Below are 21744 nucleotides of genomic sequence, written 5' to 3'. Positions count from 1 at the left end.
GATGACCGCTTCAAAAGAAAATGTAAACACATGAAGAAATTATTACTCACCATACTCCTTTTCAGCTCGGTTTATTCAGCTTTTGCTCAGCTTCACGGCTATAAATGGCGCTTGGGTATCAGCTCCGGAACGACCAATTATTACGGAGATATTCAGCCTTTTGGATTGGAATCACTCAGCGACTTACCAAATTGGTACAAAAGACATCAAAACTACGCTCCGGAATGGTCTTACCAAGCTTCCCTTGAATATGCCCTAAGCCCTTCCATCGGATTGAAGCTCAGTGCAGGGACTTACCAATTTGGATCAGCAGACCGCTTTATCCAAAACGATGGAACTTTTGCTGAACCAAACCAAAATTTTGACCGTGCCTTAAATTTTCAAACCCGATTGATGGATGCCGGCCTTTCGTTTGTGATCAAGCCAGACAATAATTGGCTACTGTCAGGAAAATCATTTTTTGCACCCTACTTAACTTTTGGCGCAGGAATTCAGCAGTTTAATGTACGCGGAGATTTATTGGATGAGGATGGAAATCGTTACGATTACAGCAATAATCAGCCGCAGGTTGATGGGGAGTTTGAAACCGAACTCAGGCCACTGAATACCGAGCGGGAAACCGCCTACCGTAACTTGACTCCCTACGCGAATTTTGGAATGGGTTTACGTTTTCGCCTTACACCACAATTTGAGCTTTTTGCGCAATCCACATTCAATTATGCCTTTACCGATTATCTGGATGATGTATCGGGAAGATATCAAATAAACTACGAGTCAAGTTTTCAACAATATGCCGCTCGTCCCGGGGAAAATCGTCCGATTAGAGAGCAACCCTATCGGGGAAATCCAGATGGTCAAAATGACTGGTACATCTATCATGGAGTAGGGATCAAATTCAGTTTTGGGGCGAAAAAGCAATCCTATCGATTTCCGGTCATTTCCCAGCGCTATCAAATTACCCCTGAGAAAATTGCTGATAAATTCGAACCTAAAGATTCAGCAGATACGACTGTTCGAAATGACTCTCCCATCATCAATAATTACTACACCCTGATTCAGATCCCATCAAAAAATGATAAAAAAACCAGTATTGATTCTACCAAATTGAAAGAAAAAGAAGCCTTGCTATCCGATCAGGACTCATTGATTTACGATAGAGACAGCATTTCAGCATCATTGGACAGCTTGGTCCGATATGAAAAATTGATAATGACTGATACGCTTATCGCAGATTCTCTAAAGCAGCTTAAAAAAGACTCCTTGGCTAATCAGCGCATTTTACTAGAAGACCAGATCAACTCCTTAGACTCACTGAAAAGCCAAAATGACAGCATTTTAACCCAATTCAACTTTGAAGTGGATTCTCTGATCGAGGATAAAAATGAGGAAAACTTACTAGCATTTTTGGACTCCGCTTGGGTTTTGAAAAGCAGGAATACCAGTACAGAAAGTAGTTCAAAATCTAAGTCCGAATACCAGAACGAGATGATCAGCAGATCCGAATTGGAATCCGAACTGAACAACCTTAGAGTTGAAATGCTAGAAGCGCAGGCGAAAAGAGATTCAGCTTTGATTGTAGCTATTTCCAACATGGAAAACCAAAGGTCTAATTCAGATGATCAAGAAACACGCGCACCTGATCTCATTCGGGAAACTTTTTCAGAGAAAGAGACACGCTACATGGAGCGCGATGAGCAAGAGGAAGCTCGTCAAAACCGAATTTTACGAGATGCCCTGTTAGTCGGTGGAGCAGCTGCTGCCACTTCTGCGGTTAGAGGTGACGACGCGGATTCTATCCGGGTTCAAACTGAGTACGTCATTCTTGATTCTCTTCTTTTGAGCAAAATCCAACGAGACTCCATATTGATCGATAGCTTAAAAAACCGACCAGCTAGGACCGATACGGTAGTTCAAAAAGTAAGGAAAAACACCCTTTTCTACAATTCTACCATAGATGTTTATTTTGAAATCAACCAAAATGAATTAGGTGATGGAGAAAAGGAAAAAATTGAAGATTTCTTGACTGATATACCTGAAGAAGAATCGATTCAGATCGAATTGAAGGGTTTTGCAGACAATACCGGCTCAGTCCAGTACAATCTGAATTTGATAGCTCAGCGGGTTCAATCGGTGAAAAATTTCCTCACCGAAGAGCTAGAAATTGACGCTGACAAAATCTCGATTGCGGAAGGAGGACTTATCCAACGAGGAAGAGCAGCCGGCTCCAGAGATGAAGACCGAAGAGTGGAAATAAGAGTCTTCAAAGACAAAAAATAACTCAGCCCAATAACTGAATCAGAAAAGCCACTACTGCCAAAATCAACCCGGCCATAAAAGCCTGATAGGCATGCCGGAGCAATTTATATTTTCGGTTCAAAACCATGCTCTGATAATAAAGTGAGGTAGACATCTGATCCATTATTTCCACCCGTGAATTCATCGTATCACGCAATTGAGCGAGGTATTCATCTTTGGTCAAATAAGAAACCGAGCCAAAAAAAATCAAGGAATGTTTCTCTTTGCTCTGAGCTTCCGGCTTGCCGATAATTTTTGGTTTGGCAGCCTGTACAGCCAAAATCGTCGAACTCAAGCAAGTCAAAATAAAAAGCATAATGGGGACCAAATTTAACAGGCTTCCCATGTCCAACTGCTGAGAAATAGAACCGAATCCGATCAAGGCCACCATAGAAGAAATCACCAAAGCATTAATTGAAATGATGATATTCGCTTTGTTATCGGCGATTTTAAGCAGCTGAGCATTATTGTTAAAAGTTACCCGATAGAAAGTCTGTCTTTCACGGGAGGTTTTTTCCTCTTTTACTTTTTCAAAAATCCGATCGTCCATAGTTTTAGCTGGAATTGCATTTGAAATTAATCATTTTTTTGATTTCAACATGATTTTTCAAATCAGCAAAAGTCCTTGTTCACAGAGGATATCCCAAACTTCCGATTCCATTAATTCTTCAAAATCCCCAAAAAGATCCGAGTAGCTCTGCTTAATTTGTCGAACTTGAAGAAGTGGATTTTGATAGCTGACCTGATCCAAAAATTCTTTAACCCAGCGACCAAACTCAAGGGGAAGCTCCAGTGCCAAATCTTCATTTTTGACAGAAAAAATTAAATCACAAGTATCCTCATCCTCAGAAACAATCAAATCAGGAGACTCCCCTATCCATAGAATCCGGGTTTGATCTTTGAGTTGAAAATCTTTTTCTAATTGCAACTCGCGGGAAATATAATTTTTAGAAATAGAGGTATTTGGAACCTTTGAATCAAACCATTTCCCAAGTGGAATTTCAAATCCCACCCCATGCATGTAATTGAAAAGTGATTTTCTTAATCCCTCTCCAAACCGATCATGATCCGCCCCAGTCGGATCCTCATGCTCGAGTTCATTATTGGCAAAAGTCCCCAATTCCGGATGGGGGATTTTCACCAGAAAATTCTCTGGATTTAGGCCCACAGGGCTATGCGCTGTCAGTGCAAAGCGATGCCAAAAGCCCGATTGCAAAACTCCCGATTCAAACAGCTGTCTGACCATTTCCAGTGAATCAATCGTTTCTTGGTCGGTTTGTGTCGGAAAACCATACATCAGGTAAGCATGCACCATGATTCCTGATTGGGTAAAATGATTGCAAACCTGGGCTACCTGAGACACGGTGACGCCCTTTTTGATCAGTTTCAATAAGCGATCGGATGCCACTTCGAGTCCACCTGAAACAGCAATGCATCCCGATGCGCGAAGCAAACGACAAAGATCGGCAGAAAAACTACTTTCAAAACGGATATTGGTCCACCAAACAATGGAAAGCCCTCTTCGGAGAAGTTCGATCGCCAAATCCCGCATCAAAGCCGGGGGAGCAGCTTCATCTACAAAGTGAAAGCCTGTCTGTCCTGTCTGAGCGATGATTTCCTCGATTCGATCACAGAGGATATTGGCACTGATGGGCTCATAGCGCTGAATGTAATCCAGGGAAATATCACAGAAAGTACATTTGCCCCAATAGCATCCATGGGCCAAGGTAAGTTTGTTCCATCGACCATCTGACCAAAGTCGATGCATGGGATTGGGTACCTCGATCACAGAAAGGTAATCATGAAGCTTCAAATCGCTATAATCTGGCGTACCTACTTCCCGCTGAGCAACATCTTTTACCTCCGAATTGATGATAAATCGTACCACTCCATTTTCTCGGACAAAGGTTCTTTTGAGCTTTTCAACCGGAAGCTCACCACTGAGATGCTGAAGCAGTAATCGCACCGGAGCTTCTCCATCATCCAACGTGATGAAATCCACAAAATCAAAAATCCGCGGATCCCGGAGGGAACGCAATTCCGTATTGGGATAGCCTCCCCCCATCCATAATTTGAGATGAGGATAATGTTTTTTCAAATATTGACCACATCGAAGCGCCCCAAATAAATTGCCGGGAAATGGGACAGAAAAAGCGACCGAGTCAGGATTGAGCTGTTGGATTTTTTCTTCCAGAATCTCCCACATCAGTTCCGTCACCAAACTCGGCGGCCCTTGCAAAGCTTCGAAAAGTTCATCAAATGATTTGGCAGAAATAGCCAATCGCTCGGCATAGCGGCTAAATCCAAAATAGGGATCGATGGTTTCCTGAATCAAATCCCCCAAATCCTCTAGATATAGGGTGGCCAAATAGCGGGCTTTGTCCCGACTTCCCAAGCTCCCAAATGCCCAATCCAAATCCTCCAAATCTTCAAAACGTCTGGCCTGAGGGAGGAAATCCCCCTCCACAATCCGATAAGCGAGCATGGGATCTTTGTCCTGAAGGAAAGCAATCACCTGATTAATCGTTTGTAGGTACTTTTTGCGAAGTCTAAAAATACGGCTGGAGTTTTCCGATAGGGAATCTTGATGCTTTTCCACAAACTCAAAAACCCTCCCAAGGCCCTTTTGGGAGAAAAGGGTTAAAATCACCTCAATCCCCAAATCAGCTTGATTCGAATTTAAACCCAATGTTTTCAGATAGCCCTTGAGATAGGCAGTAGCCGGATACGGGGTATTCAGCTGCGTGAATGGAGGAGTGATGAATAAAACCTGATGAGTCAAGGCGCTAAAATTTTGATACAAATTTGGAAAGGTTTGAAGGAATTTCGTACATATCGTCTTTTATTTCTCGGCAATAGCTGCTTTCCTTTTATCACTTTTAGATAATTACCATCTTTGAAGGGAAATTTACTAGGCTATGAGCAACAACGATATCCTCCGGGTTCTAAGATATACTTTTGATTTTAACGACGATCAAATGGTTTCCCTATTCCAACAGGGAGGAGAACCCACAGATAGAGCTACGGTTTCAAATTGGCTGAAAAAAGAAGATGATCCTGAATTCAGTCCCCTTTTTGACAAGCCATTAGCCGCATTTTTGAATGGGCTGATTATTCTAAAACGAGGCAAAAAAGACGGAGAAGATCCAGTTCCAGAGAAATCCCTAAACAATAATCAGATTTTGCGAAAGCTAAAAATCGCACTAAACCTCAAAGACAATGATATGCTGGATATTTTTGGACTGAGACTATTCCGCATCAGCAAGCATGAGGTGAGCGCCTTTTTCAGAAAACCCAATCAGCATCAGTATCGCGACTGCGGAGATCAGGTGCTGAGAAATTTTCTCATGGGACTTCGAATCAAATACCGACCCAACGAGGAAAGTCATTCATAAACAGTAGTATCTTTTGGTGAAATTTATGCTTTTCAGCACTGCTATTTTTGGTATATTCCAAGATTAAAACACTGAAAACCATGAAAAAACTTAACAAAGAAGATATCCCTCAGGAAGTCTTTGACCTTTACGATTACTATGCCCACAATAAACTGGACAGGAGAACCTTCGTAGAAAAACTTTCCGCTTACGCCATCGGCGGAATTACCTTGGCCTCTCTCATGAGTACCATGATGCCAGACTACATCACTACGGCTACTATTCAGCCGGATGATGAGCGACTACAAAGTTCGGACTATGTCCTATACAATTCTCCAAAAGGTGGTGGTGAGATCAGAGGTTTGCTATCCAAACCTGCAGGTTCGGGCAAATTTCCCGGCATAGTTGTGGTTCACGAAAACCGTGGACTGAATCCCTATATTGAAGATGTCGGGAGAAGATGCGCCGCTGCTGGATTTATTTCCATAGCTCCGGATGCACTTTGGCCACTGGGAGGCTATCCAGGCACCGATGATGAAGGAAGAGATATGCAGCGAAACCGCACCCGAGAGGAAATGCTTGAGGATTTTATCGCAGCCTTCGAATACCTCAAAACTCATCCTGAATGTGACGGCAATGTCGGTGTCGTGGGATTCTGCTTTGGTGGTTGGATTTCCAACATGATGGCTGTAAGACTACCCGATTTAAAAGCGGCTGTTCCTTTTTATGGAGGTCAACCTTCCGCCGAAGAAGCTGCAAAAATCAAAGCTCCGCTGATGATTCAATATGCCAGCTTGGATGAGCGGGTCAATGCCGGTTGGCCGGATTACGAAGCTGCCTTGAAAGCAAATGAAATAGATTATGTGATGCATATGTACGAGGGAGTGAATCATGGTTTTCACAACAATACCACTCCACGATACGACGAAGAAGCGGCTAACTTGGCTTGGGACCGTACCATTGCTTTCTTTAAAGAAAACCTCAAATAGCATTTAAATAAACTGATTAAAAAAGGCTTCTTTCGAGAAGTCTTTTTTGTTTCTACCAATCATAGGAAAACCTATATTTTTCAGTATTCTGCTCTCTTTTACTTTAGATAATCTTTAACTTTAAAACTCACCAGAAAAAACAATATGCTCGAGAGCAAATTCAATATTGCCGTCCTCATCGATGGAGACAATGCCCAAGCCAAATTGATCAAGGAGATTTTGGAAGAAGTCTCCAAATATGGAAAAGCAACTATCCGGAGAATTTACGGTGACTGGACCACACCACAGATGAACAGCTGGAAGGAAGTGATCAATCAATATTCTTTCAACCCGATTCAGAAGTTTGCCTATACCACAGGAAAAAACTCTACCGATAGCTCTTTAATCATCGATGCGATGGATATTTTGCACAGCAACTCGGTGGACGGATTTTGTATTGTTTCTTCAGACTCCGATTACACGGGCCTGGCCAAGCGGATCCGGGAAGAGGGTATGTTTGTCATGGGAATTGGCCGGAGAATCACACCCCAAGCTTTTGTGCAATCTTGTGAGATTTTCACCTTTGCCGAAAATCTAGGAGAAGAGGAATTTGTGGAAGAAAAGAAGTTTGAAAAAAGTAATTCACCCAAATCCTCCCAAGCCAATGCCCATATCAAAAAGACCGATCCGAAACTTGATCTACGCTTGATTGATCGGGCATTTGAGATTTCATCTGATGAAGATGAGGAAATTCACATTGCAAAAATCGGCGCCTCTTTACGTAAAATTGACCCGAGTTTTGATCCGAGAACCTATGGATTTCGTAATCTCACGGAACTTTTCAAAAGCCTGAAAAAATATACCGTAGTCAGAAATGAAGTGAATGGACTGAATTATCCACTGGTCCGACTAAAAAACTAAAGCACCACTTATCAAAGTGATGCTTTAGCCAAAAAATTATTTCAAGAAAATCCTCTAAGCAGTGAATCCCCCATCGACTACCATGGTTGCACCAGTAACAAATCTACTCCGATCAGAGGCTAAAAACAGTGCCATCTCAGCGATATCACCATTTTCTGCATAGCGACCTAGCGGAATCATCTTGGTAAACCCTTCCTTAACCTGATCTCCTGATCCTGGAGAAAAACCCTCTTCGAGAGAACGCATCATGCGATTATCCACGGGAGAAGGGTGAATAGAATTGACGCGGATATTATCTGGCGCTCCTTCCAATGCTCCTGTCCGCATCAAACCTATGGTCGCATGTTTACTGGCAACGTAAGCCGACACTTGAGCAGTGCCTCGCAATCCAGCCACGGAAGAGGTAATGATCACGGATCCACCCCCACCTTTTTTCAAGGCAGGAAATCCATGTTTCATCCCCAGCCACACTCCTTTGACATTTACTCCGATGACCTGATCAAATTTATCCTCGGGATAATCCACCATTGACTTGACGACACCTTCCACTCCGGCATTGAGGAATAGGATATCTATCCTTCCAAAAACTTCCATTGACTCATCAATAAATCGCTTAACGTCCTCAGATTTGGACACATCAGCTTGGATAAATAGGGCATTCTGTCCCATCAATTGGGATTTAGCCTCTTGCAATCCCTCTTGACTGAAATCGACGATAGCTACTCCTTCTGCACCTTCTTTAAAATATAATTTGGCTGTTTCGAGACCAATTCCTCCGGCTCCTCCTGTGATAACGGCATATTTTCCTTTGATTTCCATGGCATTAATTGGTTTTTTGTGATACCACAAAGTACCCAATTCCCGAATCAAATCGTATGACAAAAATCACCTTCGAAGAAAGAAATTTCTCCAACGCTTAATCCAACTTTTCAAAAATCAGGTAATGCTGAATCGGTAAAAAATCCCCATTTTCTACCAATCGAAAGCCATTTTCATTCAATTCCTTCTCGGCTTGAGCTTGGGTCATTTTATGCAAAGGTTTGATCGGAATGGACGGGTCTTCTCCCCGATATTCGATCAGAATGAGTTTTCCATTTGTTTTCAAGGACGACCTTAGAGCTTGCAGCATCTCGGCAGGATAAGCCAATTCGTGATAAACATCAACCATGATGGCCACATCAACAGCATTTTCGGGAAGATTTGGGGAATAAGAATTTCCTTTCACTGCCTCAACCTGATCAAAACCCAGCTCTTGACTTTTATTTTCCAAAAATCGAATCGCTTCATCTTGGATCTCTACCGCAAGGACTTTTCCCTCAGGCACCAGTGGCGCAATCCTAAACGTGTAATATCCCGAACCTGCACCAATATCCGCAACAACGCTTTCTTCAGAAATCGGCAGGTTACTAATTGCTTTAGAAACGCCCTCTTCCCGCTCTCGACTGGATCGCTCCAGCCATTTCATACCTTGAAAACCCATAATTTGAGAAATTTCCCTTCCCAAATAAAATTTTCCGGTACCATCCCTGCTTGGAGTTTCAAAGGTATAAGGAGCATCTGATTTTTGAGCTTGTGAAATAGCAGGCCAAAACAAGATTAAACCTAAACTGAGGAAAAGTGCTGATTTTTGAAGATGTGTCATCGCAATTGTTTTTTATAAAAACGGCCAATGCGGCAACATGTTTGAACTCGTCATTTTTATCTAGTTGTAGGGTATTCAGCATTCTAGGTTTGAAAATGGGGGTAATTTTCATACTTTTCTTAAAATCATACCCTATGAAAAATCTTCTTCCGCTGCTTCTCATTTTGCTAATTGCTTTTCAAGTTAAAGGTCAGAATTCAAAATCAATTAATCTCGATCAGTTGACGGAAGATCATTGGCAGCAGGGGTTGAAATTGCTCCAAGAAATCGTGGCTATTCCCAATGATGCCATGATTCCGTCTCACATCGAACCCAACATCCAATGGACCGAATCACAGTTTGAGAAAAGGGGCTGGAAATCCCAACGCTTGTCCACGGGAGGAGTACCGCTGCTTTTGGTCGAAAAAAACCTAACCAATACCGAGAATACAGTCCTTTTCTATTTTCATATGGATGGTCAGGCGGTGGACCGATCCAAATGGAATCAATCCAATCCCTATCAAGCCGTCCTCAAAGAACAAAACTCCGACGGAAATTGGGACAGTATTCCGCTTTCACGCCTTGAAGATCAATTCAATCCCGATTGGCGGTTTTTCGCTCGATCCAGCTCGGATGACAAAGGTCCGGTAGCCATGTTTTTGACAGGATGGGACGCAATTAGCAAAGCCGGTCTTAATCCAGATTATAACATCAAGATTATCTTTGATTTTGAAGAAGAACAAGGCTCCCCAAAACTTCCCGCAGCCGTAATTGAACATCAGTCAAAACTCAGTGCTGATCTGATGCTGATTATGGACGGACCTCGACATATTTCCAATGAACCTACCTTAACTTACGGAGCCAGAGGGATTTCGGAAATGACACTAACTACTTATGGCCCGCGAGTGCCTCAGCATAGTGGTCACTATGGGAATTATGCTCCAAATCCAGCCTTGATGCTTTCTCAACTCCTGTCTTCCATGAAGGATGAATCGGGAAGGGTGACTATTTCCGGTTTTTACGATGGGATCAATCTCACTGAAAGCGAAATGGAAATCCTCAGATCTGTTCCCGATGATGAGGCGACGATCATGCAAAAAATCGGAATCGCCAGGACAGACCAAGTAGGTCAGACCTATCAGGAAAGTATTCAATATCCTTCCCTGAATATCCGGGGAATGTCTTCCGGTTGGGTGGGTTCCGAAGCCCGAACGATCGTTCCCTCCACCGCTATCGCAGAGATTGACATGCGCCTCGTGCCGGAATCCGATCCGGTTAGACTTTTTAAATTAATTGAAAATCATATCAAAGGACAGGGCTTCTACCTGATTGACAGGGAACCGACAGAAGAAGAAAGACAAACTCATCCCAAGATTCTGTCGATGAAAAAGTCCATTTCCTATCAGGCTTTTCGAACCCCAATGGATTCAGAAGTTGGAGCTTGGTTGAGAAAAGCTATGAGAAGAGCTTTCGAAAAGGATCCGGTGCAAATCAGAATATCCGGAGGATCCATTCCCATTTCACCATTTGTAGATGCTTTGGGAATCCCCGCAGTGACTATTCCAACGGTAAATGCCGACAATAATCAGCATAGCCCCAATGAAAATATTCGATTGGGAAATTACAAAGAGGGCATCAAAACTATCATTAGTGTATTGACCGAACCGCTAGACTAAAAATCAATTTTTGGAATTAAAACTATACAAAAACGGTGCTTTGTGAGATCCACCTGAATATAGTTTTTCGTGGCGCTCCAGAATCCCGAGACTGAGCATTTTTCGTTGGAAATTTGCCCGGTTTTGTTTTTCGTCCAAAATCGCCTCATAAACTTGTTGCAATTCCTTCATCGTAAATCGCTCCGGAAGCAAATTAACTGACAGTAGCTTTTGATCAAGATGCGTCCGTAGGTGTTCTAGCGCTTTCTGTACAATAAAATTATGATCAAAAAGTAACTCAGGAACAGCATCCACATCATACCAATCAATCGAATCTGACAGAGCATCTGGCTGGGGTTCTACTTTGGTATAATCAATCAAGGCATAATAGCCCACGGATATAAAGCGCTCAAAAAGCCAATGCTTCTCTGGAACTTCGCTGTGCTGCGCTTCCAGAATTTTCCGCATCACATCAGGTTTGACCCGCTCCAATGAACCAAACGTATGAAACTGCTCCAAGTAAATCTGATCTAGCCCAGTTCGCTCCTTCAATCCTCTACTCACCGCTTCATCTAGTGGTTCGCTTACTTTCACAAAACCTCCGGGCAAAGCAAACCAACCTGTATTATGATATTCCATGAGGAGGATTTTTAGCTTTTCTCCCGAAAAACCAAAAATGACAGAATCATAAGCAATGTGGGGTAAGTACTGAGTAGAATCTGGAAGTGACATAGACAGATTTAAAATTTCCTCAAATAAATAGGATTTTAGGCAATTTGCAATTACTATTGTTTCATAGTGAAACATTAATTGATAACCATGCGAATTATATCCGCTTTTATTTTGGTCCTAATTCTTATGCAAGTGTACCCTAAAAATGCTGTTTCTCAATCCAACAACGCATTTTTAGTTCAAGCTACCATAGAAAATGGAATAATAGAAGGAAACTATGATACCCAAACCGGTGTACAAAAATATTTTGGAATTCCCTATGCCAAGCCTCCTGTAGATGAACTTCGATGGAAAGCTCCACAGCCTTTGGAAAATTGGGATGGCATTAAAGAAACTACCGACTTTGGCCCGAGAGCCATGCAAGCACCGATTTTTGGAGATATGAGTTTTCGGTCTGATGGCATTTCGGAAGACTGTTTGTATTTAAATGTTTGGTCTCCAGCAAAAGAAAATCAAAAAGACTTGCCAGTCCTCGTATATTTCTACGGAGGGGGTTTCTCTGCGGGTGACGGTTCCGAACCTCGATACGATGGCGAAAGCATGGCCCAAAAGGGAATCGTAGTAGTCACCGTCAACTATCGATTGGGTTTATTTGGTTTTTTGGCCCATCCGGAATTAAGTGCAGAAACGGCGCACGGCGGCTCAGGAAATTACGGGCTCATGGATCAGCAGGCGGCTTTGACTTGGGTTCAAAAAAATATTGGAGCTTTTGGAGGAGATCCTACAAAGGTAACCATTGCCGGTGAGTCGGCAGGATCGATATCGGTCAGCTATCAGATGGCATCTCCCCTTTCGAAAGGTCTAATCGCTGCGGCCATCGGAGAAAGCGGTGCTGGAATTCATCCGACTTTGGCACCGATGCCTTTAGCTAAAGCCGAAGAAATTGGGGTTGAATTTGTCAAAAAAGCAGGATATAACGCGATCGATGAGCTTAGAAAGTTAAGCAGTAAAGAACTTTATGAGGCATTTCTGGAATCTGAGCTTTTTGGCTTTCCAGTGACCATTGATGGACATTTCCTGCCCAAGACACTTCCGGAGATTTTCGAAGCGGGAGAACAGGCTCAGGTGCCTTTATTAGCCGGTTGGAACTCGGCCGAAATCCCCGGACAGGCATTTATGCAAGGGCAGCCTTTTACGCAGGAAGCCTTTATCGCCAAAGTAAAAGAGACTTATCCTGAGGACTGGGAGGAAGTTTTGACACTTCACCCTCACGAAAGCCCAGAAGAAATCGAATGGGCAGCGACCAATTTGGCAGCGGATCGATTTATATCCTACAGCACTTGGAAATGGCTTGACTTGCATTCAAAAAATTCTGATCAGCCCGTTTACCGCTATCTATACTCCAAACTCAGACCTCCACTTCGAGATAAAAATCTGGTCTCAGGTTTAGCTGGCGGTACAATGGAATCCAATGGACAGGAAGCTCCAAAAGCTTTGGGAGCACCACATGCCTGCGAGATCGAATATGCCATGGGAAATTTACATCTGGTTAAGGACTATGCTTGGGAGGCAGATGATTACAAGGTATCTGATCAAATGCAGTCCTACTTTGCCAATTTCATCAAAACCTATAATCCAAATGGAGAAAACTTGGTCAACTGGGAGCCTATCCAAAAAAATGATCCCAATCCTTCATTTTTGGTCATTGATATCGAATCCAAATCAGAAAAATCATCGGTGGAGCAGCGCTATCAGTTTCACGATCGATACTACGGCAACAAGAGGTAGTACTTAATTTCAACGCCTATTGTAGCGAGAGGGAGTCATCCGGGCTTCCTCTCTTTTTTTGAAAATCACTTCGCTTCGATCACTAACACCCAATCGGCATCATCTGGAACGGAAGGTGCTGTCCAGACTTTTTGTGCAATTCCAAATTCTGGAAGCTTGAATCGGCTTCCATTTCTCGGATCATACCAAAAAGCTGTAAATCGATCAGAGTTCAAGAGCGAAAGATCCAGCTCAAATTCCTGTGGATTGGCCAAATAAATGACTGCAAAATCGCCGTCTCTTTGCTTTGCCGCTCGAATGTGATTCTCACCCTCGGGATTGGGAGAAACGATTAATTCCTGTGCAGGCACCAATTCGGAAAAGGAACGCATCTCAAAAAGCTTTCGCACAAATCTCATACTTTCAGCTCCGGGACGGCGAAGTGCATCTTTCCAGTCTGTCAAGGCAGGAATGACAAAAGTCTCCCCTTTTTTGTGCATTTGCCAGACGGCATTATTGCCATAAGTATAGCCTGCTGCTCCTGCTAGAATATTCCAATAAGCATGAACTCGTACACTTTTTCCGTCAAAAAATCCCTTGGTAAAAGGTGTCCGATCTTTCAAAGTCCCATCTTCATCCGTAATCTCCGAAAATTCCCCAGGTTCAAATTTCATAAACTCCCAAAAAGCCACCGGGATATCTTCGTAGGCTGGTTCACCATCGAGTGTCGGTTTGGTTGGTTGTAGCGCCCGATCTTTCAGCGCAAATTCATAGACTGGATTATAAAATCTCGCATGACTACTTTGGTACATATTAAAATCCATCCAGTCTGCATCATGCAAGTAATCTCCGCTGGAACGGCTTCCTCTTGGATGATAAGTCATCAAATGGGTTTTGCCATCACCTTCAGCTATTCCTGCCGCCATGGCATCCCAAACGGCTCGTACCTCTTCATTTGCGATATCCCGATCTCCGCCTAAGATCCATACTAAATTTGCATCTCGATACCTCCTGCCCAAATATTCTCCAAAAATCCGGGCATTCTCTTCTCCAAATAAAATCGGACCTGCACCGGGGTGCTCTGAATATACCTTATCTCCCCATGTAGGCAAAACTCCCATGACCAAGCCCAGCTTGTTGGCTTCATCAATGATGAAATCCACATGCTCAAAATAGGCTTCATTAGGCCGCTTGGGGTCTAAATCCTCAAAAGGCAAATCCCCGTATGCATTGGGTGTTCGAACTCCATCGCGCTCTGCTAAAATCACAGCTTGGATCACAGTAAATCCCTGATCGGCTCTGGTCTGCAAATAATGAAGGGCTTCTTCCCGGTCTAGCTTATGAAAGAGCTCCCATGCCGTATCCCCCAACCAAAAAAATGGCGTAGAATCAGACTTGTAAATCAAGTATCGTTGATTTTCAGAAATCGCCAATTCCTGAGTAAAGGCAACCTGAAAAACTAGGACGAGAAGTAAGGTGAATCCCGTAGACTTCATAGCGCTATAAATTTTTGTTCCCGGCGATGACCATTTTGATCGTACCGTAATCATACTTCCCATCAAAGTGCTCCCGAAGTTCTTTCATGCCGGAAAACTTATCGAGTTGATCCATGATTTCTTGGATGATGGATTGGGGAAGACAATCCGCCAAATCAATTCTTCCCGCCGAAATTCCTACAGATAAGTGACTCTTTATGGTGGACTCGGCCAATCCGCGCTCCTCTGCAATCTGAGCGATCGTTTTACCACTTTCGAAGAGACTGAAGGTGAGTTCTTGCGTATCTCCTTTTTGACGCTTTAGTTTTGGTCCTTCCGCTTTTTTTCGGCCGGTTTTGGTCTTGATATTTTTGATTTTATCCATGGCCTTTTCCTTTGCGTTCCCCATGAGATTTCTTCTTAAGCCCAAAATCTCCATTTCGAGTTCATCCATCTTTCCCGGCACTTCACCCTTAGAAATCACTTGAATCAAATTATTTATTTTATTGATTTCCAATAGTTTTCTCACTATCAATTCATCAATAGATTCAAGACCGTCTTGATACTTTTTCGTTCGTGAAAAATTAGAAACCATGGCCCGCTGATCAATAATTTTCCCGAGCAGCTTTTTCAAAATACCTTTATAATAATCCACTCCTTTCTGAAGACGTTCGCTAAGCTGATCGGGTGATTCTATCTGAAGTAAGCTCTGCAATTGCCGGCGAAATTTCCCGGTATTCTCAGTTTCTGCACGGAGATTTTCATAGACAATCGGAATGGCTGCCTGCATCTCGATGTCTTCAAACTCCATACTGCTCTCCTGATTCTTTTGGAAATATTCGATCTCTTTAATGATGGGAATAAAATCAAAAGTACGGTCGATCAACTGCTGTAAAAAATGTCGCTGATGAATTTTCAAGAGTTCATCCAGCCGCTGCTGTTGATCAGAGGATTGGGAAAATTTGACCACCTGATGGTCAGAATAAATCAAATCGGACTGAATTCTACTTCTTAGGATCAGGCCATCCAAACTCCGAAGACGGCTCAAAGCCACATAAACCTGACCCGGTGCAAAAGCCTGTCCCACATCGATGATTGCTTTGTCAAAAGTCAGCCCTTGGCTTTTGTGGACCGTAACCGCCCAGGCCAACTTGATCGGGAAATGCGAAAAAGTCCCGATCACATCTTCATCGAGTTCTTTGGTTTCGGGATTGACCACATAGCGTTTATTTTCCCAGACTTCCTTTCGGAGAAGGAAAGTCTGTTCATCGCCTTCCATCTGTACTGTAACTTCATCATTATTTAATTCGACGACTTTGGCTAGTTTTCCATTGAAATACTGAGCTGTTCCCGAGGTGTCATTTTTGATAAACATCACCTGAGCGCCTTCCCTCAACTCCAGCTTTTCAGGAAGTGGATAAAGCGACTCCGGGAAATCTCCCTCTACTTCTGCTTGGTAAAAAAAGGACTTCCCGTCTAAGGACTGTAATTCCTTTTGATTGATTTGATCGGCTTTATAATTATGTGTGGTGATGGTAATGCAGTCTTTTTCACCTTTGATTTGATCTGGGCTTTTGAAGTGCCGATTGAGCAATCGGATATCTTCTGCCGTGATTTGATTATTCCGAAGGTTATTGAGCACATGAATAAATTCCTCATCCTGCTGACGAAAAATCTTATCCAATTCCAAATACACCAAACCTGAATTTTGTAGTGCCTTCGCCTCAAAAAAGTGCATGCTATTATAAAAACGGCTGAGAATCTGCCATTCGTGATCACGGACTATCGGAGGTAACTGATACAAATCTCCTATCAACAGCAACTGAACTCCACCAAAGGGCTCTCTGAAATTTCCTTTGACACTGCGCATCCGATAGTCAATTGCGTCCAGCACATCAGCTCGGAGCATACTCACCTCATCGATCACCAAGAGATCTACCGCACGCAGGACACTCTTTCGAAGCTGATTTAGCGGATGTTTCCGGGCTAGGGTATGCTGGGTATAAAAGCCGTATTGATGGGTAAAATTACCTTCCGGCTCTCTCACCGGCAGAAAACTCCCCAAGGGCAATAAAAACTGCGAATGAATGGTCACTCCTTTGGCATGAAGAGCTGCGATTCCTGTCGGTGCCAAAACTACATGTCGCTTATGTGTCTGATGACTCAGATTTCGGAGGAAAGTAGTTTTTCCCGTACCGGCTTTTCCCGTCAAAAAAATAGGGGCCGCCGTGGAATTGACAAATTGTGCTGCTAGATCAATACGATCAGTAGATTTTTCATTCATCTAACTAAACTACTTATTCGAGCAAAAAAATGCACCCCTTTTTTAAAAATAACTTCTTAATCTTTCAGACTGAAGTTTAATTGACAAAGAAATTATATTGAAAATCTAGCTAATAGGCATGCCATTTTCTTTGCGCAGCGTGAAATAAAAAACGGAACCATGCCCATATTCCGATTCAAACCAAAGTTCTCCTTGGTGCTGCTCCACGATTTTCTTACAGTGGGCTAGCCCAATCCCAGTTCCCTCTACCTTTTCATTTCCAGGGACTCTTCGGAACAAACTCAAGACTCGATCTTTGTACTTTGGATTAATCCCCATTCCATTGTCCACAATGGTAAATAACCAAAATTGATCTGTCTCATGTGCCTCAATGGCGATTCTTGGAACACGATCTTGATGGCGATATTTGATCGCATTCGAAATCAGATTCTGAAAAAGCCGATTAATCTCCATCCCAAAACCACGAACTACAGGAAGTTCGCCAACTTCGATTTCCGTGTTAGTCGTAGAAATCTGAAAATGAAGGGAATTAATAACCTCTTGAATTACCTCACTGCAATTCACCTGAGACATCATTTCATCCTTTCCGATTTTACCCATGTTGATGAGTGATTGCACCATTTTTTGAAGACGTCTACCGGTAGATTGAATGGTTTCACTGTAACTTAAAAGCTGTCCGGAATCCAGCTCACCCGAAGCCGACTCCATTTTAATCAGCTCAGTCAGTCCCAAAATATTGTTGATGGGCTCTTTGAGATCGTGAGTCGCGATGTAAAGACTGTTTTCCAACTCTGATTTTTGATTTTCCAACATGCGAACGTATTGATCAGCTTCCAGCCGACGTTGACTCAAATCAGTGACATCCTGAATCGTTCCAAAAGTTTTGTAGGCCATGCCTTTATCCGAATAATATGTTTTACCTCTGGTTCGGATGTACGATATCGACTGATTGGGTGGATTTACCCGATGAATAATATTGTAGGGAATTCGGTTTTTTATGGAATTCGAAAAGGCTTTGGCAATGAACTCCTGATCATCTTGGTGAAAAAATTGCTCCAAATCCATAAAACTACAGTGTTGGAAGTCATGACCCAGTCCCAATAAATTCAATAATTCGTGAGAAAGAAAAAGTCGGTCTTCTTCGATGAGGTATTCCCAAGTTCCGATACGATTGATCACAAAAGCCTCCTCCAGTCTTTTTTTGGCTGACTCCAATTGAATCGAATTATTGATAAATTCTGAAATATCCCTGATCAGCACCATGATCTTATCGTCTTCAAGAAATATGGCGCTGGAAAAATTCAGAAAAAAACGGCGACCGGTTTTTGATTTTCCATAAAATCGAAGCACCGTAGTACTCTGCCAATCCGTATTTTTTTGAGGCAGACTATTGATCAGTGATTCTTGCGAAAAATCCAGCTGAGAATCAAACAAAGAATAAAAATCCATCTTTTGCAGTTCTTCTTCGGAAAACTCAAACATGGCTTCCGCTCTAGGATTAACCTGACAAATCTGTAGGTTGGTATCCAAAATCACCACTGCATCGGGGAGGGAATGGAAAAGTACTGAATCAACGATTAGCTCCGGTTTCATCGGAAATCAATAGTCAAACTTGGGCTCACAAAGATAAGAAGCAAACCAACAATTGTTACCCCTTAATTCAAAAAGGTAGCCATAAAATCCATGACATTTACCATTATTTTTCAGGTTTTTAGGAAATGACATAGGGCCATACTTGCGATCAAAAGCCGGATTATTTCTCCATCTAATATTTAGCGATCCCCTTTCATTTCTAAGGTTATTTTGTTAGTTTAAAGGGAATTTAAACCTTTAAATTTTTAACCATGAATACTGAAGAAATCAAGTCAAAATTCAAAAGTGCTTTGGCTGAGGCCAAAAGCAAAATCGCAGAATTGGAATCCAAAAGAGAAGATCTTTCGGATAACTTAAAAGCAGAATTCGATGAAAAAGTAGCTCAAATGAAAGCCAAAAAGGATGAATTGGAGGCCAAATTGGAGAAACTTGAAGACAGCTCAGAAGATAAATGGGACGAGGTAAAGGATCACTTGAGTGATGCTGCCAGTTCTTTCAAAGAGGGCTTTTCAAAACTTGGAAAGCTATTTGGCTAACATTATTAGCGGGTCATATGGCCCGCTTTTTTTATTTCCCCTGAAGAAACCTTGCTGCTCCTGAAGGAATGATCTCCTCCAAACCCGTTTTGGTATTTTCCCACATAAAATTAAAAGGCCCACGATAAGGATTTCTCTGGGATCTGAACTGAGCCACTTTGTAATTTTTATCCTGATAACGATTCTCCTTTGAAATCGCCAATCCTGCCATCATAGTCAACAAACCATTTTTACGATTTCTTTTCTCCCCGTTGAGTATTTCGATTTTCAAATCCGAATAATCAAACCAAACTTTATTTTCTGAGCTTGAATCTTGAGCTCTCATTTCCAGCTTAAGCCCTTGGAGCTGTCCACTTTCTATTCGCATTTGTGCCAATCGACCGATCACCGAATTCAGTTGAACCAAATCCATCTGACCCATAGTCAAGTCCAAATCAAAATAGGATTGATCAAATGGAATAACAAAATCTGCCTCTACTGCGCCATTTCCCATAAAATCAGTAGTAACCTTCATTTTCATCGAATCTTTATTTTGTAAGGAATCGATCGAAACCAAATTTTGGATTTCTGCATTGAGGTTTTCAAATGAAAGAGTGACAGGTTCTGATTCTCCTTCACCGATTTCGGAATAACTGATGGACGAATTGGTAATGGTTACTTGATCAATTTTTAATGGCAAAGGCAAACTTTTAAGCATTCCCGCAAACATGGGTTTGGCGTCTTCGGGTTTGACCGGGATATTTTTATCCCTGAGATCACGTAAAATCAAACTATCCAAACTTGCCAACCCGGCAATAATCGTCCAGTTGCCATACAAATTACTATTAGCATCCAGCTTTTCTACCTCAAATCGCTTCAACTCAAAAGCGATCACATCACGCTGAAATTCGTCTTTTTGAGCGATTTCCTGAAGAGAAAGGTCATATGTGAGCGACAGCCCTTCCATTAAAAGAGTTTTTGAACGATAGTCAAAATCAAAGCTTTTGATACTAAATGTTTGATCCTCGGTGAGGTAAAGTGTGAAATTCTTTAAGCTGCTGGTGATTTGTTCCACTTCGAAAGGAACGGGATTCGTGAGAATCAAGGAATCGGTTTTTAAACCCATAGCATGGATGGTCAGGTCCGTAAATTGCCCAAAGCGATAGAGACTATCTTGGCCAAAAAACAATTCGGCCGTTCCGCCCGAAAGCTTAAAATCCTCAATTTTACCACGCTTGATCAAATCTCCAAAGAGATCCTGAAAAGCCTTGCTATTATCTTTCCCCCCAAAAGTGCTGTCCTGCCGGACAAGACGAAAGGAGGGCTCCCGTAAATATAATTCTCCGATGGAAACCTGATTTTTCAGCAGTAAGTCCCAATAGCGGACGTCAGAAAACAAGATCTCATGGATGGAGCCGTTTACGCGAATTCCCAACTGCTCCTCTCGTGGTACTAAACGAATGGAATTCAATGCGATCTTCCGGCCCAGCAAATCAATATTTACCTCATCAAAAAGTAGATCATATTTCCGGTCAGCGTCAGCATTCAGCAGATTTTTGACCTTAGACTCCAACCAATATTCCAAACCGAAATTTGCCGAAACAATCAATAATAGAAATACAAGTATGCCTAAAAGGATGCGCTTCATGTGGGATTTTGTGAAAATATACCAAGTTTATTGATCAATTCCTCCAATTTTTATTTGCCCCAAAGCTTAATCAGCCTTTTGTATAAGCACTCACCTAAATTGAACCGATTTTCGCTAGATTTAAAATCCAGCCCTTTTTATTGGTATTTGAAAAACCAGCTACATGAAGAATCTCATCCTATTCCTTGGAAGTATGTTATTTCCCGTTTTGGGATTTGCACAGCAAATGGAAATCACGGTTTTGACTTATAATATTTATCATGGAGAAAGGCCTGAGGAAGCGGGGAAAACCAATCTCGAAGAAGTGGCCCAACTGATCTTAGAATTAAATCCGGATGTGGTTGCCCTTCAGGAAATCGACAGCATGACGCTTAGAAGTGTCGGGATTTTTGGCCAAAAAACCAATTTGGTGGCCGAATTGGCAAAGATGACCGGTTACACTGGCTTCTTTGCCAAAGCCATGGATTACGGAGAAGGGGGATATGGGGAAGCGCTCTTGGTGAAAGGAGATGCAGAATTTGAGCGGCAACTTCTTTCCACACCGGTGGGCGGAGAACCCCGATCGGCAGCTTGGACAAAACTCAACCTGAAAAATGGATCAGAAATACTAGTTGGTGGCACGCACCTTTGTCATCAGTTTGAAGAAAACCGAAGTGCTCAAGTCAAGGAGCTCATCAGATTTAGTCAAGAAGCCAAGCTTCCTCACATTTTGATGGGGGATTTTAATTTCACTCCTGAAAGCGCTCCCTACCAAATTATCCCGAAAAGCTGGATTGATGCTGCACATAAATTTAATCCAAATCAACCGACTTACGGCAGCCCCGAGGAAGGGAAACGAATCGATTATATTTTTGCCAGTCAGCGGGATTTTGAAGTGATAGAATATCAAGTCATCGACGTACCCTTTTCTGACCACTATCCTGTCCGTGCAAAAATCAGATTAAAAACTCCCTAAA

General features: G+C 42.4%; 17 protein-coding genes. 8 read left to right on the top strand and 9 right to left on the bottom strand.

Annotation, left to right across the window (positions count from 1 at the left end; genetic code table 11):
- Nucleotides 1-30 precede the first annotated feature (30 nt).
- On the top strand, nt 31-2277 hold the full coding sequence (locus BM043_RS09740) for an OmpA family protein (protein ID WP_092791143.1): 2247 nt from the start codon (nt 31-33) through the stop codon (nt 2275-2277).
- 1 nt (nt 2278) lies between these two features.
- Here BM043_RS09740 and BM043_RS09735 read toward each other — a convergent pair whose 3' ends face one another.
- Nucleotides 2279-2845, bottom strand: a complete 567-nt coding sequence (locus tag BM043_RS09735; protein WP_092791141.1) for a Pycsar system effector family protein — start codon at nt 2843-2845, stop codon at nt 2279-2281.
- Between the two features lie 57 nt (nt 2846-2902).
- Nucleotides 2903-5077: a B12-binding domain-containing radical SAM protein gene (locus tag BM043_RS09730; protein ID WP_092791407.1), complete on the bottom strand. Its 2175-nt coding sequence runs from the start codon at nt 5075-5077 to the stop codon at nt 2903-2905.
- Between the two features lie 136 nt (nt 5078-5213).
- On the opposite strand from BM043_RS09730, the gene BM043_RS09725 reads away from it, so the two are divergent.
- From BM043_RS09725 to BM043_RS09715, 3 genes are all read left to right on the top strand, one after another.
- A complete protein-coding gene (locus BM043_RS09725; protein WP_092791139.1) occupies nt 5214-5690 on the top strand; it encodes a YehS family protein in 477 nt (158 codons plus the stop codon).
- Between the two features lie 80 nt (nt 5691-5770).
- The gene (locus BM043_RS09720; protein ID WP_092791137.1) at nt 5771-6658 is read left to right on the top strand and encodes a dienelactone hydrolase family protein; all 888 of its coding nucleotides are present in this window, start codon (nt 5771-5773) and stop codon (nt 6656-6658) included.
- A 144-nt stretch (nt 6659-6802) separates the two neighbouring features.
- Nucleotides 6803-7558, top strand: coding sequence for an NYN domain-containing protein (locus tag BM043_RS09715; RefSeq protein ID WP_092791135.1), 756 nt, complete (start codon nt 6803-6805; stop codon nt 7556-7558).
- A 54-nt stretch (nt 7559-7612) separates the two neighbouring features.
- On the opposite strand, the gene BM043_RS09710 is transcribed toward BM043_RS09715, so the two are convergent.
- Nucleotides 7613-8377 (bottom strand): SDR family NAD(P)-dependent oxidoreductase, encoded by a 765-nt coding sequence (locus tag BM043_RS09710; RefSeq protein WP_092791405.1) that lies wholly within the window; start codon nt 8375-8377, stop codon nt 7613-7615.
- Nucleotides 8378-8474: 97 nt separating this feature from the next.
- Nucleotides 8475-9200, bottom strand: coding sequence for a class I SAM-dependent methyltransferase (locus BM043_RS09705; RefSeq protein WP_092791133.1), 726 nt, complete (start codon nt 9198-9200; stop codon nt 8475-8477).
- Nucleotides 9201-9334: 134 nt separating this feature from the next.
- Here BM043_RS09705 and BM043_RS09700 point away from each other — a divergent pair, with 134 nt between their 5' ends.
- On the top strand, nt 9335-10855 hold the full coding sequence (locus BM043_RS09700) for a M20/M25/M40 family metallo-hydrolase (protein ID WP_092791131.1): 1521 nt from the start codon (nt 9335-9337) through the stop codon (nt 10853-10855).
- A gap of 3 nt (nt 10856-10858) precedes the next feature.
- Here the strand turns inward: BM043_RS09700 and BM043_RS09695 are convergent, their stop codons facing one another.
- A complete protein-coding gene (locus BM043_RS09695; protein WP_092791129.1) occupies nt 10859-11566 on the bottom strand; it encodes an NUDIX hydrolase in 708 nt (235 codons plus the stop codon).
- An 87-nt stretch (nt 11567-11653) separates the two neighbouring features.
- Here BM043_RS09695 and BM043_RS09690 point away from each other — a divergent pair, with 87 nt between their 5' ends.
- Nucleotides 11654-13294 (top strand): carboxylesterase/lipase family protein, encoded by a 1641-nt coding sequence (locus tag BM043_RS09690; RefSeq protein ID WP_092791127.1) that lies wholly within the window; start codon nt 11654-11656, stop codon nt 13292-13294.
- Between the two features lie 65 nt (nt 13295-13359).
- Here the strand turns inward: BM043_RS09690 and BM043_RS09685 are convergent, their stop codons facing one another.
- The 3 genes from BM043_RS09685 to BM043_RS09675 all read right to left on the bottom strand — a co-directional run bounded on the left by BM043_RS09685 (nt 13360) and on the right by BM043_RS09675 (nt 18625).
- A complete protein-coding gene (locus tag BM043_RS09685; RefSeq protein WP_177188456.1) occupies nt 13360-14769 on the bottom strand; it encodes a glycoside hydrolase family 140 protein in 1410 nt (469 codons plus the stop codon).
- Between the two features lie 4 nt (nt 14770-14773).
- Nucleotides 14774-17032: a helix-turn-helix domain-containing protein gene (locus BM043_RS09680; protein ID WP_092791123.1), complete on the bottom strand. Its 2259-nt coding sequence runs from the start codon at nt 17030-17032 to the stop codon at nt 14774-14776.
- A 105-nt stretch (nt 17033-17137) separates the two neighbouring features.
- Complete coding sequence (locus BM043_RS09675; RefSeq protein WP_092791121.1) at nt 17138-18625, bottom strand: ATP-binding protein; 1488 nt, start codon at nt 18623-18625, stop codon at nt 17138-17140.
- A 251-nt stretch (nt 18626-18876) separates the two neighbouring features.
- Here BM043_RS09675 and BM043_RS09670 point away from each other — a divergent pair, with 251 nt between their 5' ends.
- Nucleotides 18877-19161 carry a sll1863 family stress response protein gene (locus BM043_RS09670; protein WP_092791119.1) on the top strand — a complete coding sequence of 95 codons (285 nt, stop codon included), beginning with the start codon at nt 18877-18879 and terminating at the stop codon, nt 19159-19161.
- Between the two features lie 31 nt (nt 19162-19192).
- On the opposite strand, the gene BM043_RS09665 is transcribed toward BM043_RS09670, so the two are convergent.
- A complete protein-coding gene (locus BM043_RS09665; protein ID WP_092791117.1) occupies nt 19193-20788 on the bottom strand; it encodes a DUF748 domain-containing protein in 1596 nt (531 codons plus the stop codon).
- Between the two features lie 163 nt (nt 20789-20951).
- Between BM043_RS09665 and BM043_RS09660 the strand changes: the two genes are divergently transcribed.
- On the top strand, nt 20952-21743 hold the full coding sequence (locus BM043_RS09660) for an endonuclease/exonuclease/phosphatase family protein (protein ID WP_092791115.1): 792 nt from the start codon (nt 20952-20954) through the stop codon (nt 21741-21743).
- The last annotated feature ends 1 nt before the right edge of the window (nt 21744 follow it).

The sequence above is a fragment of the Algoriphagus hitonicola genome (genome assembly GCF_900113375.1).
Lineage (GTDB): Bacteria > Bacteroidota > Bacteroidia > Cytophagales > Cyclobacteriaceae > Algoriphagus > Algoriphagus hitonicola.
The sequence above is the reverse complement of the archived record's forward strand: the minus strand, read 5'-3'. Positions and strand labels throughout refer to the sequence as shown.

Coding starts and splice junctions, on each gene's coding strand:
- BM043_RS09740 (WP_092791143.1), top strand. CDS start 31: ATGAAGAAATTATTACTCACCATACTCCTTTTCAGCTCGGTTTATTCA.
- BM043_RS09735 (WP_092791141.1), bottom strand. CDS start 2,845: ATGGACGATCGGATTTTTGAAAAAGTAAAAGAGGAAAAAACCTCCCGT.
- BM043_RS09725 (WP_092791139.1), top strand. CDS start 5,214: ATGAGCAACAACGATATCCTCCGGGTTCTAAGATATACTTTTGATTTT.
- BM043_RS09720 (WP_092791137.1), top strand. CDS start 5,771: ATGAAAAAACTTAACAAAGAAGATATCCCTCAGGAAGTCTTTGACCTT.
- BM043_RS09715 (WP_092791135.1), top strand. CDS start 6,803: ATGCTCGAGAGCAAATTCAATATTGCCGTCCTCATCGATGGAGACAAT.
- BM043_RS09710 (WP_092791405.1), bottom strand. CDS start 8,377: ATGGAAATCAAAGGAAAATATGCCGTTATCACAGGAGGAGCCGGAGGA.
- BM043_RS09705 (WP_092791133.1), bottom strand. CDS start 9,200: ATGACACATCTTCAAAAATCAGCACTTTTCCTCAGTTTAGGTTTAATC.
- BM043_RS09700 (WP_092791131.1), top strand. CDS start 9,335: ATGAAAAATCTTCTTCCGCTGCTTCTCATTTTGCTAATTGCTTTTCAA.
- BM043_RS09695 (WP_092791129.1), bottom strand. CDS start 11,566: ATGTCACTTCCAGATTCTACTCAGTACTTACCCCACATTGCTTATGAT.
- BM043_RS09690 (WP_092791127.1), top strand. CDS start 11,654: ATGCGAATTATATCCGCTTTTATTTTGGTCCTAATTCTTATGCAAGTG.
- BM043_RS09685 (WP_177188456.1), bottom strand. CDS start 14,769: ATGAAGTCTACGGGATTCACCTTACTTCTCGTCCTAGTTTTTCAGGTT.
- BM043_RS09680 (WP_092791123.1), bottom strand. CDS start 17,032: ATGAATGAAAAATCTACTGATCGTATTGATCTAGCAGCACAATTTGTC.
- BM043_RS09675 (WP_092791121.1), bottom strand. CDS start 18,625: ATGAAACCGGAGCTAATCGTTGATTCAGTACTTTTCCATTCCCTCCCC.
- BM043_RS09670 (WP_092791119.1), top strand. CDS start 18,877: ATGAATACTGAAGAAATCAAGTCAAAATTCAAAAGTGCTTTGGCTGAG.
- BM043_RS09665 (WP_092791117.1), bottom strand. CDS start 20,788: ATGAAGCGCATCCTTTTAGGCATACTTGTATTTCTATTATTGATTGTT.
- BM043_RS09660 (WP_092791115.1), top strand. CDS start 20,952: ATGAAGAATCTCATCCTATTCCTTGGAAGTATGTTATTTCCCGTTTTG.